Below are 19,062 nucleotides of genomic sequence, written 5' to 3'. Positions count from 1 at the left end.
ATTTCAATCACCGCCTTACTTGTAAGGTAACGGCGGGAGCTTGCGCAAAACGCCCGCACTTGGATTCCAAGTTTATATCTATGAGCCAATGCGGCATTAATTGTCTTCTTTTTGAGGGGCTAGACCGGGAGGCTGGGCTTGAGCGCCGGTCCCAGCAAGGGCATTTACCAATTCAGCAAAGTGCCGCTCGGGCCGTTCTCTTTTCCAGCAAGCATTTGACAGGTATAATAATAATTGAACGGATCCGAAGAGCTCATAACCATACTTGAATCGACAAGGAGGGGAAGCAGTTGGAGCTTCAACAAGCAATTCGGCAAAGGCGGAGTATTGGCAAGGTGCTGGACCTGCCGGTGGAGAAGGAAAAGATCGAGCGGATCCTGGAATCTGCAGTTTGGGCCCCCAATCACCATCACACGGAGCCTTGGAAGTTTTTCGTCATGACCGGCGAAGGAAGACGTGTGCTAGGTAGTGCTTATGCTAACGCAGCGCTCGATGGACTGGGTGACCTCGACGAAGAGGAGAAGGAAAAGCGGCTCTCGCGTGAGGAAGCCAAGGCAATGCGGGCACCTGTCGTGATCGCGGTTGGTTGCTCACCTTCGACCAATCCACGTGTCATTCGGTCTGAGGAGCTGGCGGCTGTCCATTGTGCTGTGCAGAACATTCTGCTCACGGCTTATGAGGAAGGGCTGGGGGCGGTTTGGCGCAGCGGCGAACCGATGCAACATCCCTCGATGAAGTCTGCTTTCGGCCTCAAGGAAGGCGAAGACCTGGTCGGATTTATCTATATCGGTTACACTGGCATGATCGCGCCGGAAGGTAAGCGAATTGCCGCTAAGGATAAAACTTTCTGGATCAGCTGAGCAATCATGGGATCGGGATGTTCGGGTTTTGCTTCTGGAAAGCTTAGGCATACGCTTATTGATGTTAGTATTTATGACATGCGAGAGGCCGGGTAAGCACTCCTATTTTATATCATGGAAGCCAAACTGCCATTGTGGCGGTTTGGCTTTTCTTTTTGCCTTATGGCGGACAAAAGGCAGGGTACGATGCGGTTTTACGATATATGGCACTGATTGCAGCTGTTAATTGGCAGGGTAGAGAATGATTGAATGAACCGGCCATTAGCAGTTACAGCGGCTGTAATCTATCATGGGATGTGAATGAATCCCCATGGATTCTTTTTAACTTTCTTTTTTAAAAAGCGAACTTTAATTGTTTGGTATATAATTATCGTTCGTGTTTTATAGTTGACATGCCCCAGTCGGATTGGTACACTAGGGAGGTAATGTTGCTCGAAACGAGTTTGGCTCGCCCGCGAGATGTCGAATCTTGTAAGTAGGCGTGGCTTGAGGCTCAATGTAACACATATACCTCGTATATCTTCGGGAATCGGCCCGAACGTTTCTACCCGGCGACCGGAATCGCCGGACTACGGGATAGCTTGGTTCGGCCAGATTGGCCGATCCGCTAATTGGCGGCGTCTGCCTGGATGACAATCCTTGGAGCAGGTCTAAGCTGCATGAATCCCGTAGGCTTGGATGGCTGCGCTAGCTGCTTCTTTATTGAAGCGACGGCCGGGCTGTCTTACCGACGGGATTTTTTTGTCCAATTATTTTATCCAATAATGTAGCGAAGGCGGGATGAATGAGATGGGTGCAAGCGTAGGCGTCATCATGGGCAGCAAGTCTGATTGGGAGACGATGAAATTGGCCTGCGACGTTCTGGACGAGCTGGGCATCGCCTACGAGAAGCGGGTCGTTTCGGCCCATCGTACGCCAGATCTCATGTTTGAGTACGCGGAAACAGCAGTGGAGCGCGGGCTCAAGGTTATTATAGCGGGGGCCGGCGGTGCGGCTCATCTTCCCGGAATGGTGGCGGCCAAAACCCCACTTCCGGTTATTGGCGTTCCCGTTAAGTCCTCCGCGTTGAGCGGGCTCGATTCACTGCTCTCCATCGTACAAATGCCAGCCGGCATTCCTGTCGCCACAGTGGCAATCGGCGCCGCGGGCGGTGCCAACGCTGGTTTGCTGGCCGCGCAAATTCTCGGCGCGTTCCAGCCGGAAGTTCAGGCGCGCGTTGGGGCACGCCGCGAAGCTGTGCGCCAGCAGGTGCTGGCAAGCGGGGAAGAGCTGTGAGCGCCAGCGACAAGCGCGGGGCGCTAACGAGCGGCGAAGCGGTTGTGCCGTTGCAGGGCAACGGGGCGGGAGCTGTCGAGGGGAAAGGTAATGCCAATGCACCGTTGCAGAGCAACGGAGCGGGAGCGGCGGTGCCGCTGCGCGAAGCTCGCACCATTTTGCCGGGAGCAACTGTCGGCATCCTCGGCGGCGGTCAGCTTGGCCGTATGATGGCGTTAGCCGGCAGTGCGATGGGGTATCGCTTTATCGCGCTTGATCCTGCCTCGGACGGGCCAAGCGCCCAGGTAGGCGGCAGCATCGAGGCAGCCTATGACGATCGCGAGGCAGCCCGCCAGTTGGCGGAGCAATGCGACGTCATCACATACGAGTTCGAAAATGTGGACGCAGGCGTCGCCGCCATGCTCATGGAGCAGTCTTACGTGCCTCAGGGCAGTCAGCTGCTGTACACAACGCAGCATCGGCTGCGGGAGAAGCGCGCAGTTGAGGCGGCCGGGGCAAAAGTTGCCCCGTACGCCGAGATCGGCAGCGAGCAAGAGCTGCGCGAAGCCGTGCAGCGACTCGGCCTGCCTGCGGTGCTGAAGACGGCCACCGGCGGCTACGACGGCAAGGGCCAGTGGGTCATTCGCAGCGAGGAAGAGATTCCGGCGGCGTATGCGGAGCTTGCTAAGGCTGGCACAGAGCTGGTGCTGGAACAGTTCATTCGTTTCAGCAAGGAGCTGTCCGTCATCGCTGCACGGGGCTCGCATGGCGAGGTCCGAGTATTTCCACCGGCGGAGAACATCCATGTGGACAACATCCTGCATCTGTCGATCGTTCCCGCTCGAGTGGAACCGACCGTCCTGGCGGAGGCCGAACGGTTGGCGCTGCGCATCGTTGAGGGCCTCGGAGCAGTAGGTCTTGTGGCGGTCGAGCTTTTCCTGACTGAGGATGGCCAGTTGTACGTGAACGAGCTGGCTCCGCGCCCCCACAACAGCGGCCATTACACGATGGAGGCGTGCCGCACTTCGCAGTTCGAGCAGCATGTGCGTGCTGTTTGCGGCCTGCCGCTAGGCGATACATCGCTGATGAGTCCAGTAGTCATGGTCAATGTGTTGGGTCAACATCTGGAGCCGATCATTCAACGCATGGCTGCCCGTGACAGCGAGGCTGAGAGACTAGGCACTGCGCCTAAGCTTCATCTATATGGCAAGGTCGAAGCCAAGTCCGGTCGCAAAATGGGCCATGTCAACGTGCTGGCGCCGAACACGGACGCTGCGCTGGCCTGGATCGAGGGTACAGGTATTTGGCAGGCAGAGAACGAGGCCTGATTTTAGATAATATTGCAAAATAACGCCGCTCAGTTGCGTTAGAATGAACAAAGGTATATTTTCGATCAATTAAGAGTTTCAATACATTAATTAAAAGGTGTGAGTCAATCTATGTTGGAGCGTTACAGCAGGCCCGAGATGCGGGAGATCTGGACGGAAGAGAATAAGTTCAAAGCGTGGCTGGAGGTTGAGATTTGCGCCTGCGAGGCATGGTCGGAGCTCGGAGTTATTCCCAAGGAAGATGTAGTCGCGATTCGCGAAAACGCTGGCTTCAACATCGATCGGATCAGCGAGATCGAGCTGGAGACGCGCCATGATGTCATCGCCTTTACACGTTCGGTATCTGAAACGCTTGGAGCTGAGCGCAAATGGGTGCATTACGGCCTGACTTCCACCGACGTGGTTGATACGGCGACGGGTTATCTGCTGCGCCAGGCCAACGAGATTCTGGAGCGCGATGTGACGAATTTCATCGAAATTCTGCGCGGCCAAGCCGTTGCCTACAAGGATACCGTCATGATGGGCCGCACGCATGGCGTACATGCGGAGCCGACAACTTTTGGCCTGAAGCTCGCTCTATGGTATGAGGAAATGAAGCGCAACTTGGATCGTTTCCGCCACGCAGCGGACGGTGTTCAATTCGGTAAAATTTCCGGCGCAGTCGGTACTTACGCAAACATCGACCCGTTCGTTGAGGAATTTGTTTGCCGCAAGCTCGGCACTAAGCCGGCACCAATCAGCACGCAGACGCTGCAACGTGACCGTCATGCTGAATACATGGCGACGCTGGCGCTGATCGCCACCTCGCTGGACAAGTTCGCGACTGAGATTCGTGCGCTTCAGAAGAGTGAGTTCCGCGAAGTCGAAGAGCCTTTTGCCAAGGGTCAAAAGGGTTCGTCCGCCATGCCGCATAAACGCAATCCGATCGGCTGCGAAAACATCTCCGGTCTCGCTCGCATTATCCGCGGTCATATGATTAGCGCTTACGAGAACGTGCCGCTCTGGCATGAGCGCGACATCAGCCACTCTTCCGTGGAACGCGTTATTCTGCCGGACGCAACGATGCTGCTCAATTACATGCTGAACCGTCTTGGCAACATCATTAAGAATCTTCAAGTATTCCCGGAAAATATGAAGCGCAACATGGGCCGCACGTTCGGCGTACCGTTCTCCGGCCGCGTCATGACGAAGCTGATCGACAAAGGCTTCAGCCGCGAGCAAGCGTACGATACGGTGCAACCGCGCGCCATGCAAGCATGGGAAGAGCAGCGCCAGTTCCGCGATATTATCGGCTCGACGCCGGAAATTACCGAGCATTTGAGTGCTGAAGAGATCGACGATGCGTTTAATCCGAGCTGGCATTTGAAACATGTGGATACGATTTTCCGCCGCCTGGAGCTGATCTAGTAGCTGAAAACGGGATGCCGATGCGCGTCCCGTCCCGGTAAGGAATTGGGCAACCCATTTCAATATTGATTTCATCCTAACGGTAAAAGGCGGGGAGAACCGATGGCTGTTGCCTCCAAGGCGCTGTCCACGGCAGCGGACCTGATCAAGGCGCCACTGCTGTACAAAGGAAAGGTACGCGAGCTGTACGATCTCGGTGAGCATTATCTGATCGTCGTCACGGATCGCATTAGCGCATTCGACTACGTGCTCGATCCGGCCGTGCCGGACAAAGGTAATGTGTTGAACCAACTGAGCGCGTTCTGGTTCCAGCAAACGGCTGCGATCCAGCCGAACCATGTCATCCATAGCGATGTGGAGCTGCTGGGCGATCTTGTTGCCGAAGCGGACAAGGAAGCTTTGCGGAACCGCATCATGGTGACTCGTAAGGCGGAGCGGATCGACATCGAATGCGTCGTGCGCGGCTACATTACCGGCGGAGGCTGGAGGCAGTATGGTAAAACGGGTGCGATCAACGGCATCCCATTGCCGGAGGGAATGCGTAAGAACGAGCGTTTCCCACAGCCCCTTTTCACCCCTGCGGCCAAAAACGACGTCGGCCATGACGAGGATATTCCCTTCTCGCGAATGGAAGAAATCACCGGCGCCGGAATCGCGGCGCAGCTTCGCGATCGGAGCATCCGGCTCTACGAATTCGCACATGCGTATTGCTTGGAGCGCGGCATTATCCTAGCGGACTGCAAGTTCGAATTTGGCCTGATCGATGGCGAGATTATATTAATAGATGAGATTTTCACGCCGGATTCTTCCCGCTTCTGGGCTCAGGATAAATATGAGTTGGATACCGAGATCGACAGTATGGACAAAGAGCCGGTCCGCACCTATCTGCTAGGTTCCGATTGGGATCAAAACAGCGAACCCGCTCCTCTGCCAGACTCCGTCGTAGCGGAGACAACATCCCGCTATCGTGGTATTTACCAATTGTTGACTGGCAAAGAGCTGTAGAAGCGAACTTGGTTTTTAGCAGCAGAGTCTCTGCGAACTTTCAATCGCTACTATAGCCAGGTTCCTTCATTTTATTGCCAAAGCCGAGTCGCATGCCCGTCCAACAGGGCCCAAAGCATGGCCTGGAAACAAGGTGTGGCAGCAAGGCCACGCGTTGTGCCCGGCTTGGCAACGAGCCCTAGCGGTGTGCCCTGGTCTGGCAAGCAACAAGCCCTAGCGGTTTGCCCCGTCCGGGGCAATAGGCCCTGCCGGTGTGTCCTGACAACAGGACATAACACCGGGTTTTTGCAACAAGCCCACGAGGCGCGGGCCTGGAAACAAGGTGGAAGCATCCTTGTTTCCCCACCCTCACAACGGAACGTTGGGGGAAGGTGCTTTTGAACTTGTTTTGGTCAATGCCGGTTTTAACCGGTAATGCTGGCCCGGTGCCCAACTTGTCCGCAAGCGGAGCGGAGGGGGCTGAATCCGGAAAAGCTTTTCCTCCGTTTGATCCGGCCTGCGGTAGCGGCTGGGAGTGGTGGGGAAGCGTTCGCCTTTGAAGCAAGGATGGCCACCTATGAAGGTTTTTCTACTGAAGCCATCCGGGTTCAAGAGCGATTGGAGGATCGGCCCCCTGTGTGGAGTGATTTTCGGACAGTATGTGTTATGGCTCTTGAATTGGCTTTGACTGTCCTTGACCGTCCTTGACCGTCCTTGACCGTCCTTGACTGTCCTTGATACTTAAACTATTTTCACAAACTAACATTCCCCCATAAGAGGAGTTGCCACGATGAAAGCAACCGTATACGTGACGATCAAGCAAAACGTGCTGGACCCGCAAGGAACGGCGGTACAGGGAGCGCTGCACAGCATGGGCTTCGCGGAAGTAGACAAAGTCCGCATCGGCAAGTACCTGGAGCTGACACTGGATACGGATGACCGTGCCGAAGCCGAGCAACGCGTACGCGCCATGTGCGAAAAGCTGCTCGCGAACACCGTCGTGGAAGACTATAGCTTCGAGCTGGAGGGCTGAGCCGATGAAGTTTGCGGTCATTGTATTCCCCGGTTCCAACTGTGATATCGATTGCTTCAAGGCGGTTGAAGAAACGATCGGGCAGTCCGTCGATTATGTCTGGCACACCGCGACTGATTTGTCCGGTTATGACGCCATTCTCGTGCCCGGCGGCTTCTCTTATGGCGACTATCTGCGCTGCGGCGCGATTGCGCGTTTTGCTCCCGTTATGAGCGAGGTCGTCAAGGCGGCCGAGGCTGGCAAATTCGTGCTTGGCATCTGCAACGGCTTCCAGATTCTGACCGAGGCGGGACTGCTGCCGGGCGCGCTGCTGCGCAACCGGGATCTGAAGTTCCTTTGCCATCAATCGCCTCTTGAGGTCGTGAATGCGGCAACTCCTTTTACAAACCAATACACTCAGGGCGAGGTTATCTCGATCCCGATTGCGCATGGCGAAGGCAACTACTATTGCGATGACGAGACGCTGGAGCGGCTGAAGGCGAACAATCAGATCGTATTCCGCTACGCAAATGACGAGAATCCCAACGGCTCGCTTCATGACATCGCAGGTATTTGCAATGAGCGTGGCAACGTTGTTGGCATGATGCCTCACCCCGAACGCGCTGTGGATCAGTTGCTCGGTTCCGAGGACGGCAAGCGGATGTTTACATCGATTTTGAACGCATGGAGGGAACAGCATGGCGCAGCAGTTAACAGCTAAGGAACCGACAGCGGAGCAAATCTCCGAGCAGAAGATTTACCAGCAGTTCGGTGTGACGGATCAGGAGTATGAGCTCGTTTGCGGCTTTATGGGTCGTCTGCCCAACTACACCGAGATCGGCGTGTTTAGCGTTATGTGGTCGGAGCACTGCTCCTACAAAAACTCCAAGCCAATCCTCAAGAAGTTCCCGATTACGGGACCGAAGGTGCTGATGGGACCGGGCGAAGGCGCGGGCATCGTAGATATTGGTGACAACCAGGCCGTCGTGTTCAAAATCGAATCCCATAACCATCCGTCCGCTGTTGAGCCTTACCAAGGCGCAGCAACTGGCGTTGGCGGCATCATCCGCGATATTTTCTCGATGGGAGCCCGTCCGGTGGCGCTGCTGAACAGCTTGCGCTTCGGCAACCTGGAGAGCGACCGTGTTAAATATCTCTTCGAGCATGTTGTCAGCGGCATCGCTGGTTACGGCAACTGCATTGGCATCCCGACCGTTGCGGGCGAGGTTATGTTCGACGAAAGCTACGAGGGAAATCCGCTCGTCAACGCGATGTGCGTCGGCCTTATCGACCATGACAAAATCCAGCGCGGCGTCGCCAAAGGCGTTGGCAACCCGGTATTCTACGTCGGCCCGGCAACAGGCCGCGACGGTATTCACGGAGCGACTTTTGCTTCCGTTGAGCTGTCCGAGGAATCGGAAGAGAACCGTACAGCCGTTCAAGTCGGCGACCCATTCATGGAAAAGCTCGTTATGGAAGCGACGCTGGAGCTGATTAATTCCGGCATCGTGCTCGGCATTCAGGACATGGGCGCGGCAGGCCTGACCTGCTCCAGCGCTGAGATGGCATCCAAGGCAGGCAACGGCCTGGAGCTGTATCTCGACGAGGTTCCGCAGCGTGAAGAGGGCATGACCGCTTACGAAATGATGCTTTCCGAGTCCCAGGAACGGATGCTGTTCGTCATCGAGCCTCAGCACGAGGCACAGGCGCGCGAGATTTTCGATCGTTGGGGCATCATCTGCGCCAAAGTCGGCAAAGTAACCGATGACGGCCGTCTGCGCCTGTTCCATCAAGGCGAGGAAGTTGCCGACATGCCGGTCAAAGCGCTCGTGGACGAGTGCCCGGTGTACAACAAGCCATCCAAGGAGCCTGCGTACTTCGCTGCGAACGCTGCGATCAACACGGCTGCTTACAGCGAAGTGACCGATTTGACGGAGGCGTTGCAAAAAGTACTGGCATCCCCGACGGTTGCGAGCAAAGAATGGGTGTACAAACAGTACGACCATATGGTCCGTACAAGCACGGCAGTTCCGCCTGGCTCCGACGCCGCGGTTGTGCTCGTTCCGGGCACACGCAAGGCGCTGGCCATGACGACCGACTGCAACAGCCGCTACGTTTACCTCGATCCAGAGGTGGGCGGTGCAATCGCGGTTGCCGAGGCTGCACGTAATATCGTTTGTTCCGGCGCAGCGCCGCTGGCCATCACGGACAACCTCAACTTCGGCAACCCAGAGAAGCCGGAAGTGTTCTGGCAACTTGAGAAGTCTGCGGACGGCATGAGCGAAGCTTGCCGCGTGCTGGAAACGCCAGTTATCGGCGGTAACGTCAGCTTGTACAACGAGAACGCCAAAGGCGCGATCTACCCAACGCCGGTAATCGGTATGGTCGGCTTGATCGACGATATCGACTACATCACGACGCAGGAGTTCAAACGCGGGGGCGATGCGGTTATTCTGCTTGGTGACACCCATGCTGAGCTTGGCGGCAGTGAGCTGCAATATGTTTTGCAAGGTAAAGCTGAAGGTCGCCCTCCAGGTATCGACCTGGCGGTCGAAAAGCGCCTGCTGGATACGGTTCAGGCAGCAATTCGCGGCGGTCTGGTCAATTCGGCGCATGATTTGTCCGAAGGCGGCCTGGCGGTTGCGCTGGCAGAATCCTGCTTCGGACGCGGCCTCGGCGCCGAGGTTAATGTGGCGACGGAGCTGCGCGGGGATCATGCGCTGTTCAGCGAGTCGCAGTCGCGCATCCTGCTGAGCGCATCGCAGGAGAGCAAAGCGGAGCTGCTCGCGCTGCTCGCGGAGCGCGGCGTTCCGCATGTGGAGATCGGTACGGTCGGTGGAGAAGAACTGGTCATCAAGGTGAACGGCAAACCGGGCGTCAAGACGCAGGTCGACGAGCTCCGGAAAGTGTGGAAGGATGCGATTCCATGTCTGATGAAGTAAACATAGCGGTTCAGCTCGGCTCCCGATATGGAGCGGCCGATGTTGCGGGCATGCCAGGCGGAACGGTCGGATTTGCGGCAAAAGCGGGGGCGCAAACTGATGCGTCTGCGTTGTCTACAGCGGCATTCGCTGCTGACGCAACGGCAATGCAAGTAGGAGTAGGGGGCTCTGCCCCTGCCCGCCTGGCGTCTGCAACTGGACGTTCGTCGCATTCCGCGGCGGTTCGTCCTGGGTCTGAGGAGCTGCGCACGGTGTCGCAGGCATGGGAGCAATCCCATTACAACGAAGGCATCGGGCGGGACGATATGTTTGACAAGCTGAAGGAGGAGTGCGGCGTGTTCGGTGTGTTTGGCACACCGAACGCGGCTTCGCTCTCTTACTACGGCCTGCACGCGTTGCAGCATCGTGGTGAGGAAAGTTCCGGTGTTTGCACCGTCGACAGTGCAAGCGGCAGCTTTGCCTATCATCGCGGCATGGGACTCGTCAAAGAGGTGTTCACGACCGATATTCTCGCTTCCTTGCCAGGCGACCGGGCGATTGGCCATGTACGCTATTCAACTTCGGGTGCTAGCCAGCTCGGCAATGCTCAGCCGCTCATCTTTAAGTATCGCGACGGCGACTTGGCGGTGGCGACGAACGGTAATATCGTTAACGCCCCGTCGATCCGCCGGGAGCTGGAGAATATGGGCTCTATTTTTCAAACGACGAGCGACACGGAAGTTATCGCGCATCTGATCGCCCGCTCGCCGAAAGACTTCGTGAGTGCGGCCAAAGACGCGTTACAGCGCATCATTGGGGGCTTCGCCTTCCTGATTATGACCAATGAGCGCCTGCTAGTCGCTTCCGATCCCAACGGTTTGCGCCCTCTCGTCATGGGCCGTCTCGGTGATGGTTATGTATTCGCCTCAGAAACATGCGCGTTCGAAACGATAGGCGCTGAGTATGTACGCGACGTTCAACCGGGTGAGTTGCTTATTTTGGACAAGGATGGCTTGCAGGAAGACCGCTTCGATCAAGGGGGACGCCGCGCCAGCTGTGCGATGGAATATATCTATTTCGCTCGGCCGGACAGCGACATCAACGAGGTCAACATCCACACTGCGCGCAAGCAGATGGGACGCCAGCTGGCGATTGAAGCGTTTGTCGACGCTGACATCGTCGTTGGTGTACCTGATTCCAGCATCAGCGCTGCAATCGGTTATGCCGAGCAGACGGGCATCCCGTATGAGATGGGCCTTATCAAGAACAAGTATTCCGGCCGGACGTTCATCCAGCCTTCCCAGGAGCTGCGCGAGAAGGGCGTTAAGATGAAGCTGTCCGCTGTGCGCAAAATCGTGCAGGGTAAACGTGTCGTCATGATCGACGACTCCATCGTGCGCGGCACAACGTCGCTGCGGATCGTTACTTTGCTGCGCGAGGCGGGCGCAAAAGAAGTGCATGTACGCATCAGCTCCCCACCGTTCGCTAATCCGTGTTACTACGGCATCGACACGCCGGATCGGCGTGAGCTGATCGCTTCCTCCAAAACGGTGGAGGAGATCCGCGAGGCAATCAACGCCGATACGCTTTATTTTTTAAGTGCTGAGGGGCTGATCGATGCGGCTTCGGTGCCGGGAAATGACAAGGGCGGAGGCATGTGCCTTGCTTGCTTCACCAACGAATACCCGACTCCGGTCGATGAGAACTCGGATAAGAGCTGCAGCTGCTAGAATATCAATTCGATCCATATAGCGGGCTGTGCAGCCGGAGTGAGGCGGCAGTCCAATCCATTTTGCAAGGAGTGACGGTCAGTGGCAGAGGCTTACAAGCAAGCAGGCGTGGACATCGCAGCGGGTAATGAAGCGGTCGAGCGCATGAAAAAGCACGTCAAGAGAACGATGCGCCCTGAGGTTTTGGGCGGCTTGGGCGGCTTTGGAGGCATGTTCGGCCTCGACAAAAACAAGTACGAGGAGCCGGTGCTTGTTTCCGGCACGGACGGGGTCGGCACGAAGCTGATGCTTGCTTTTGCCATGGATAAACATGATACGATCGGCATTGACGCTGTCGCGATGTGTGTCAACGACATTATCGTACAGGGCGCGGAGCCGCTGTTCTTCCTTGATTATCTGGCGACTGGTAAAGTCGAGCCATCCAAAATCGAGGCCATCGTTGCTGGAATCGCTGAAGGCTGTGTACAGGCAGGCTGCGCGCTCATCGGCGGCGAAACGGCAGAGATGCCGGGCATGTATACTCCTGAGGAGTATGACATCGGCGGCTTCACGGTTGGCGTTGTGGATAAAGCGAAGATCATCGACGGTACGACGATAACACCGGGCGACGCGGTAATCGGTCTCGCTTCCAGCGGTATTCATAGCAACGGTTATTCACTGGTGCGCCGCTTGCTTTTGGAGCAGTCCGGCTACAGCCTGCAGGATACACTGCCGGAGCTGGATGGCAAAAGACTAGGCGACGTACTGCTTGAGCCAACCCGCATCTACGTCAAGCCGGCGCTTAAGCTGGTTTCGCGTGTCACCGTGAAGGGCATGGCCCATATTACAGGCGGCGGCTTCATTGAGAACATCCCGCGCGTGCTGCCGGATCATGTTAATGTGGACATCCAGTACGGAAGCTGGCCGATCCAGTCGATTTTCTCGCTCATGCAGGAAAAAGGTACCATTACGAACCGCGACATGTTCACAACGTTCAACATGGGCATCGGGCTCATCGTTGTTGTGCCTGCGGATGAAGCCGAAAAGGCACTTTCCGTGCTGGCTGAGCTTGGCGAGCAGGCTTACCGGATCGGTACGGTGACGGAAGGCAGCCGCATCGTCACCTTCACGGGAGCCAACGTTTAATGGCTGATCAGCTGCGCATCGCCGTGTTTGCTTCCGGTCAAGGAAGCAACTTTCAGGCGCTTGCGGACGCAGCGGTGCAGGTGAAGCTCGGAGGCTCCATCGAGCTTCTCGTCTGCGACAAACCGGACGCTCCGGTTGTGGAGCGGGCTCGCCGCGCTGGTATAGATGCTTGGGTGTTCACCCCCAAGGACTACGCTTCCCGTGAGGCGTATGAGGCGGAAATTCTCGCAGAATTGCAGCGCCGCGGCGTTGGTCTGATTGTGCTTGCGGGTTATATGCGCATCCTGACGCCAGTGCTTGTCGAGGCTTATGCCGGCCGGATGATCAACATCCATCCGTCGCTGCTGCCCGCTTTTCCGGGGATGAATGCGATTCGCCAGGCGCTTGAGCATGGTGTCAAAGTGAGTGGCGTGACGATTCATTTCGTCGACGGTGGTTTGGACAGCGGTCCGATCATCGCGCAACGGACGTTGGACATAAGCGAGGGCGAGACGGAGGCCATGCTGGCCGATCGAATTCATGCGGCGGAAAATGTGCTGTATCCGTGGGCCGTGCGCGCCATCGCCGAAGGGCGGGTCTCGCTGAACGGTCGAAGAGTTAGCCTTGATGCGGCAGTGGACTTTGGCGAGTATGAAGCTTCAGCGGACAAGTAGGTCGGCAAGTCGATAAGCAAGTCGGTAGGCTGCAGGTCGGCAAATGGTCCAACATTTGATTTAATGGATCAACAATCGAACTAATGTAGCTCAGAAGCTTCTGCCACCAAGTAACCCGGTAACGTTCTAGCGGAACTCAGAAACGTTATTTGGCTCTAAATGATGGGCTTGAGGTTGTCACAGAACTGAGCGGCGTTATTTGCAGCATATCGAGGCTTATTGAGAGGAAAAGGCATGAATAAGCTTTCTGAGTTCCGTTAGCGATCAGCTAGACCTTCTTGGCCTAGTCTTTTTCGTTGGTGTACAGCTTTATATAGGGTGGAACAAAGCCGGTACAGCCGCTTATGGTAACACCTCGTATTACCATTGCCTTACCAGGCGTCATTATAGGCTCCACTACAGACGCTATAGCATCTGTCATAACAGCTCCACAACGGCGCGACACAACGGCCGCCTCAACGGCTCCCCCGTCCCACGAGACGAGGGAGCCGTAAGACTCAAGAACTCATTACTTAATCATAGAACCAGGAGGGGACAACTTGGCCATTCGCAGGGCGCTAATCAGCGTATCGGACAAAACGGGCATTGTTGAATTCGCGAGGGAGCTGGCAGCAGCTGGTGTACAGATCATTTCCACGGGGGGCACACACAGCCTGTTGGAAAAGGAAGGCATCCCGGTTATCGGCATCTCCGAAGTAACGGGCTTCCCGGAAATTATGGACGGGCGCGTCAAAACGTTGCATCCTGCTGTACACAGCGGCCTGCTGGCTGTACGCGACAACGAGGAGCACCAGAAGGCGATTCGCGAGCTGGGGCTGGACTACATCGATCTTGTGGTCGTTAACCTGTATCCTTTCGCGGCGACGATTGCGAAGCCGGATGTTACCTACGAGGACGCCATTGAGAATATCGATATCGGCGGCCCGACAATGCTGCGCTCCGCTGCCAAAAACCATGCTTTTGTCACCGTTGTTGTGGATGCAGCCGACTACGCCGGCGTGTTGGAGGAGATCAAGCAGGACGGCGATACGACGCTGGACACCCGCAAGCGCTTGGCAGCCAAAGTGTTCCGCCATACCGGAGCCTACGACGCCTTGATCGGCGACTACTTGTCCAAGCTGGGCGGCGATCCACTTCCGGAGCGTTACACAGTCACCTATGAAAAGGTGCAGGACCTGCGCTACGGCGAAAATCCGCATCAACGCGCCGCATTTTACCGCCGTCCGCTCGCGGAGGCGGGCAATATTACGACTGCCGAGCAGTTGCACGGCAAAGAACTAAGCTACAACAACATCAACGATGCCAATGCTGCGCTGGCGATCGTTAAGGAATTCAGCGAACCGGCCGTTGTTGCTGTGAAGCATATGAATCCTTGCGGCGTAGGTGTCGGCAGCGACATTCATCAAGCCTATCAAAAAGCTTATGCGGCTGATCCAACGTCGATCTTCGGCGGAATTGTAGCGGCTAACCGCACAATCGGAGCCGATACAGCGTCGCTGCTGTCGGAAATTTTCTTGGAGATCGTGCTTGCGCCTGACTTTACGCCGGAAGCATTGGAAATTCTGAGTCGCAAAAAGAATATCCGCCTGCTGCAAACCGGAGAGCTCGCCGCTGCGGAAGGCCGCAAGAGCGACTGGGTGTTGACAAGCGTTGCCGGTGGCATGGTTGTACAGGAAAGCGACGTGCATACGATTGCTGAGGCTGACCTGAAAGTCGTTACGGAGCGTCAGCCGACGGCGGAGGAGCTGAAGCAACTGTTGTTCGGCTGGAAGGTCGTCAAACATGTGAAGTCCAATGCGATTTTACTGGCGAAAGATGACATGACGGTCGGCGTTGGCGCTGGCCAGATGAATCGCGTAGGCGCGGCGCGCATTGCCGTGGAACAAGCAGGCGACAAGGCGAAAGGAGCCATACTTGCCTCCGATGCCTTTTTCCCAATGGGTGATACGGTCGAGTTGGCCGCAGCAGCGGGCATCACGGCAATTATCCAGCCAGGCGGCTCTATCAAGGACGAGGAGTCCATCAAGGTAGCCAACGAACATGGCATCGCGATGGTGTTTACGGACGTTCGTCACTTCAAGCACTAGGCGGGAGGAATCTTAATATGCGCATTCTAGTAATTGGCGGCGGTGGCCGTGAGCATGCCATCGTCTGGTCACTCGCCAAGAGTGAAAAGGTAGAGGAGCTGCTCTGCGCGCCTGGAAACGCAGGTATAGCTGAGCTTGCAGAGTGCGTGCCGATCGCGGTGGATCGGTTCGCCGAGCTGGTGCAGCTGGCGAAGGATCGCCGCATCGATCTCGTCGTTGTTGGCCCCGATGATCCGCTGGCGGCGGGTATCGTCGACGAGTTCGAGGCTGCGGGTATCCCTGCTTTTGGCCCGGACCGCAAGGCTGCGGAAATCGAGGGCAGCAAGATTTTTATGAAAAATCTGCTCCGCAAATACAACATTCCGACGGCCCGTTACGAGTCGTTCACGGACTTCGAGCAGGCGCTCGCTTACCTGCGCAGCCAGCCGATGCCAATCGTCGTTAAGGCCGACGGCTTGGCCGCAGGCAAAGGCGTCACCGTTGCAGCGACGCTGGAGGAAGCGGAGGAGGCGCTGCGTGGCATGATGCTAGGCGGAGTGTTCGGAGCTTCCGGTAGCCAGGTTGTCATCGAGGAGTTCATGACTGGCCAGGAGATGAGTATTCTGGCCTTTGTGGACGGTGAAACGGTACGGGCGATGGTGCCTGCCCAGGATCATAAAACGATCTTCGACGGTGACAAAGGTCCAAATACCGGCGGCATGGGTACTTACTCGCCGCTGCCGCATATTTCACAGGCGCTCGTTGACGATGCGATCGTGAACATCATTGAGCCGACGGCTCGTGCTATGGTTAGCGAAGGGCGTCCGTTCCGCGGCTTCCTGTTCGCCGGGCTTATGCTGACGCCGGATGGTGTCAAAACGGTGGAATTTAACGCCCGCATGGGCGATCCAGAAACCCAGGTTGTGCTGCCGCGTCTGGACACCGACCTGCTCGATATTATAATGGCTGCGATGGAAGGCCGATTGGCCGATATCGAGATCAAGTGGAATGATGAGGCGGCGGTATGCGTCATTGTCGCTTCGGAAGGTTATCCGGGCTCGTATCCGAAGGGTCGCCCGATCAGCGGTCTGGAAGCTGCCAAAGCGCAGGGAGCACTTGTATTCCACGCGGGTACGGCACTGAAGGACGGCGGGCTCGTCACAAACGGCGGCCGCGTGCTTGGCATCGTCGGCCTCGGCGGCGACATCTCGGAAGCACGCGCCAAAGCTTATGAAGCGGTGTCCGCCATTTCTTTTGAAGGCATGCAATGCCGTACGGATATTGCGCTCAAAGCGCTTCAGTCGGTGGAGTAACAGAGGGGAATACAAGCAACCCGCTCTGTCAGGCTGTTTCCTTCGATGTAGGCCCGTCTCTTGTCCACGGTCGTAAAAACAGCCCCGACCTGCCGGTATCCGGCGGGTCGGGGCTGTTCCTTTTCCTTTTTAAACCACTCCAAATTTCAGGTTGCTTTAATCTTCGCTTCATTTACTATTCAGGGCATTAAGCTAATGTCTATTACAGTGAACTCATACAGGTACGGAGAAGGTAATCCAGTTGAATGAGCCTATGCAAGCGAAGGGAGAGGGAAATGAGTTATTTCATCGCTTTTATAATTTCGTTCGCCATTGTTGTCGCATTAATTCCGCCGCTTCGCAGGGTCGCGCTGCGAATTGGATTCGTAGATAAACCGCGCTCGGACAGCGCGCGTAAAATACATCGAGAGCCGATTCCGCTCACCGCAGGTATCGCTATATTCGCGGGTTTTACCGCTGTTTACTTAATTTTCGTCCGCGATTCATGGATTCAGTCGTTGGCCATTCTTGGCGGGGGGCTGTTGATTCTGCTAATTGGCCTGGTGGATGACTGGTACAAAACACATGGCAAGGAATTTCCGGCCCTTCCGAAAATGGCGGTCCAATTGTCCGCAGCCGTTCTTGTTTATCTCTCAGGCATCGTTTTTTCGGGATTTGAAAATCCATTCAATGGCTCCTACGTGACGCTGCCGGACTGGCTTTCGTTCCTGTTCACCGTTCTGTGGATCTTCGGAGTGACCACGGTCATCAACTTCACGGACGGCATGGATGGCTTAGCCGGGGGATTGTCTGCCATCTCAGCGGGTACGCTGCTCGTTGTGGCGCTGGTCATGGGTCAGCAGAGCTCGGCGATGATGGCCGTCATTACGGTCGGCATCTCTGCCGGTTATCTCTTGTACAACCGCCCGCCAGCCAAAGTGTTCATGGGCGATGCAGGAGCCACCTATCTAGGCTTTATGCTCGGTGTCATCGCGCTTGACGGGGCATTCAAGCAAGCGACTATGCTGTCGCTGTTCATCCCGATCCTCTCGCTGGGCGTACCCATTTTGGATAATGTGCGCGTCGTAATTTCTAGAATCCGCAATGGCGTTCCCTTCTACCAGGCGGATGCTTCGCAAGCTCACTACCGGCTGTTGGCCGCCGGCCTCAAGCCCGTTCAAGTCGTTTCATTTCTCTATCTGATGAACATCTGCTTTGGCCTATTTTCCATCGTGCTGCTATTGGCACAATAGCTCTGGTAGAATCGACAATAGCCTGATCCCAGCTCTGGGACAGGCTGTTTTTTTTCATGACATGCCAAGCCGACCCCCTTTACAATCATGCCGAATACGAACTTTATAGGGTCAATTGTATTAGAGTGGCTGGTGTCGAACGGTAAGGAATGCTGTCATACAGTGTAACCGGATTGTAACTCCTCCTCTTATTAGGTCTGATACGATAGATTCATCTGATAGAAATAGGAGAGTTTGCAATCATGATTACTGAACATAACCCATCTTCTGACTCCGGCCCCAATAAATCTAATTCCAATTCTATTTCCAATATACATACGATGGCTGGCCGCTTCGCCAAGCCGTTCCTTATATTGCCGCTGGCCATCGTCCTAACTGCTGCAGCCAGCGGCTGCGGACAGGCCGAACTGGCGGGCAAAGTAGAGGCTGGAGGCTTCAACGTCGTCCAATCCGAGAATGGAGCTACAGGCAAAGCACAAAGTTCCAATGAGCCAATCGCTGTTCAGCCTCCTACATCGCCGCAGTCGACTAAGAATCCCGCGGATGTGTCCAATGCGAAAAAGGGCATCGTAAAGAGGGGCGACAAGGTGGTCGCGCTTACTTTCGATGATGGGCCGGATCCGAAAACAACGGTCAAGATTTTGGATATTCTTAAGCGTGAAAACATTAAAGCGACATTTTTTGTGGTCGGTGTCCAGGTGGAGCAGTACCCTGAAATTATGAAGCGCATCGTTGATGAAGGCCATTTAATCGGTAATCATTCCAATAATCATGCGAACTTGGGAAAATCAAGCAGGTCAAAGATTAAGCAACAAATCGAGGATAATGATAAACTAATTAAAGAGGCTGTGGGCTTCACGACAAATTTCTTCCGCCCAGCCTACGGGGCGAGCTCGTCCCAGCTCAGAGCCTACCTGAAAAATACAGGCCGCAAGCAGGTGTTATGGGATGTCGATACCCGAGACTGGGCAGGTACATCCGTAAAGGATATGCGTGCTAACGTCAACCAAAACACGAAACCCGGCAGCAATATCCTTATGCACTCCTTCGGCAGCAAATTGAAAACACCGGAGCTGCTGCCACTGATCATCGACGATTTGCGAGATAAAGGCTATTCCTTCGTAACCGTGGATAAACTTCCATAAGTCGGAAAAGAAGGAACGGCCCATTAAACTAA

Annotated in this window: 15 protein-coding genes and 1 riboswitch; all 15 genes read left to right on the top strand. The window is 55.7% G+C overall.

Features of this window, described 5'->3' with window-relative positions:
* Window positions 1-290 precede the first annotated feature (290 nt).
* Window positions 291-860: a nitroreductase family protein gene (locus tag CGZ75_RS13265; RefSeq protein WP_089524797.1), complete on the top strand. Its 570-nt coding sequence runs from the start codon at window positions 291-293 to the stop codon at window positions 858-860.
* Window positions 861-1,352: 492 nt separating this feature from the next.
* A riboswitch (purine riboswitch) is annotated at window positions 1,353-1,452 on the top strand.
* A 197-nt stretch (window positions 1,453-1,649) separates the two neighbouring features.
* Window positions 1,650-2,135: a 5-(carboxyamino)imidazole ribonucleotide mutase gene (purE, locus tag CGZ75_RS13260; RefSeq protein ID WP_089524796.1), complete on the top strand. Its 486-nt coding sequence runs from the start codon at window positions 1,650-1,652 to the stop codon at window positions 2,133-2,135.
* 131 nt (window positions 2,136-2,266) lie between these two features.
* Window positions 2,267-3,442, top strand: coding sequence for a 5-(carboxyamino)imidazole ribonucleotide synthase (gene purK, locus CGZ75_RS13255; protein ID WP_425436513.1), 1,176 nt, complete (start codon window positions 2,267-2,269; stop codon window positions 3,440-3,442).
* A 111-nt stretch (window positions 3,443-3,553) separates the two neighbouring features.
* On the top strand, window positions 3,554-4,849 hold the full coding sequence (gene purB, locus CGZ75_RS13250; RefSeq protein WP_089524794.1) for an adenylosuccinate lyase: 1,296 nt from the start codon (window positions 3,554-3,556) through the stop codon (window positions 4,847-4,849).
* Between the two features lie 102 nt (window positions 4,850-4,951).
* Window positions 4,952-5,854: a phosphoribosylaminoimidazolesuccinocarboxamide synthase gene (locus tag CGZ75_RS13245; RefSeq protein WP_089524793.1), complete on the top strand. Its 903-nt coding sequence runs from the start codon at window positions 4,952-4,954 to the stop codon at window positions 5,852-5,854.
* A 769-nt stretch (window positions 5,855-6,623) separates the two neighbouring features.
* A complete protein-coding gene (gene purS, locus CGZ75_RS13240) occupies window positions 6,624-6,866 on the top strand; it encodes a phosphoribosylformylglycinamidine synthase subunit PurS (protein WP_089524792.1) in 243 nt (80 codons plus the stop codon).
* Between the two features lie 4 nt (window positions 6,867-6,870).
* Window positions 6,871-7,566, top strand: a complete 696-nt coding sequence (gene purQ, locus CGZ75_RS13235; protein ID WP_089524791.1) for a phosphoribosylformylglycinamidine synthase subunit PurQ — start codon at window positions 6,871-6,873, stop codon at window positions 7,564-7,566.
* Window positions 7,544-9,787 carry a phosphoribosylformylglycinamidine synthase subunit PurL gene (purL, locus tag CGZ75_RS13230; protein WP_089524790.1) on the top strand — a complete coding sequence of 748 codons (2,244 nt, stop codon included), beginning with the start codon at window positions 7,544-7,546 and terminating at the stop codon, window positions 9,785-9,787. Before purQ ends, purL begins: the two co-directional genes overlap by 23 nt.
* Entirely contained in the window at window positions 9,772-11,496 is a 1,725-nt protein-coding gene (gene purF, locus CGZ75_RS13225; protein ID WP_245850849.1) for an amidophosphoribosyltransferase, read from the top strand. The genes purL and purF overlap by 16 nt, the downstream gene beginning before the upstream one ends.
* 81 nt (window positions 11,497-11,577) lie before the next feature.
* Complete coding sequence (gene purM, locus CGZ75_RS13220) at window positions 11,578-12,621, top strand: phosphoribosylformylglycinamidine cyclo-ligase (protein WP_089524789.1); 1,044 nt, start codon at window positions 11,578-11,580, stop codon at window positions 12,619-12,621.
* Window positions 12,621-13,274: a phosphoribosylglycinamide formyltransferase gene (gene purN, locus CGZ75_RS13215; RefSeq protein ID WP_089524788.1), complete on the top strand. Its 654-nt coding sequence runs from the start codon at window positions 12,621-12,623 to the stop codon at window positions 13,272-13,274. The genes purM and purN overlap by 1 nt, the downstream gene beginning before the upstream one ends.
* 539 nt (window positions 13,275-13,813) lie before the next feature.
* On the top strand, window positions 13,814-15,361 hold the full coding sequence (gene purH / locus CGZ75_RS13210) for a bifunctional phosphoribosylaminoimidazolecarboxamide formyltransferase/IMP cyclohydrolase (RefSeq protein WP_089524787.1): 1,548 nt from the start codon (window positions 13,814-13,816) through the stop codon (window positions 15,359-15,361).
* Between the two features lie 17 nt (window positions 15,362-15,378).
* Window positions 15,379-16,653 carry a phosphoribosylamine--glycine ligase gene (gene purD, locus CGZ75_RS13205; protein ID WP_089524786.1) on the top strand — a complete coding sequence of 425 codons (1,275 nt, stop codon included), beginning with the start codon at window positions 15,379-15,381 and terminating at the stop codon, window positions 16,651-16,653.
* Window positions 16,654-16,928: 275 nt separating this feature from the next.
* Window positions 16,929-17,885 carry a glycosyltransferase family 4 protein gene (locus CGZ75_RS13200; RefSeq protein ID WP_089524785.1) on the top strand — a complete coding sequence of 319 codons (957 nt, stop codon included), beginning with the start codon at window positions 16,929-16,931 and terminating at the stop codon, window positions 17,883-17,885.
* A gap of 242 nt (window positions 17,886-18,127) precedes the next feature.
* Window positions 18,128-19,030: a polysaccharide deacetylase family protein gene (locus CGZ75_RS13195; RefSeq protein ID WP_089524784.1), complete on the top strand. Its 903-nt coding sequence runs from the start codon at window positions 18,128-18,130 to the stop codon at window positions 19,028-19,030.
* Window positions 19,031-19,062: the final 32 nt, after the last annotated feature.

Origin of the sequence: Paenibacillus herberti, from assembly GCF_002233675.1 — a bacterium.
GTDB classification, from domain to species: domain Bacteria; phylum Bacillota; class Bacilli; order Paenibacillales; family Paenibacillaceae; genus Paenibacillus_O; species Paenibacillus_O herberti.
This window is presented reverse-complemented; position numbering and strand designations above follow the sequence as displayed.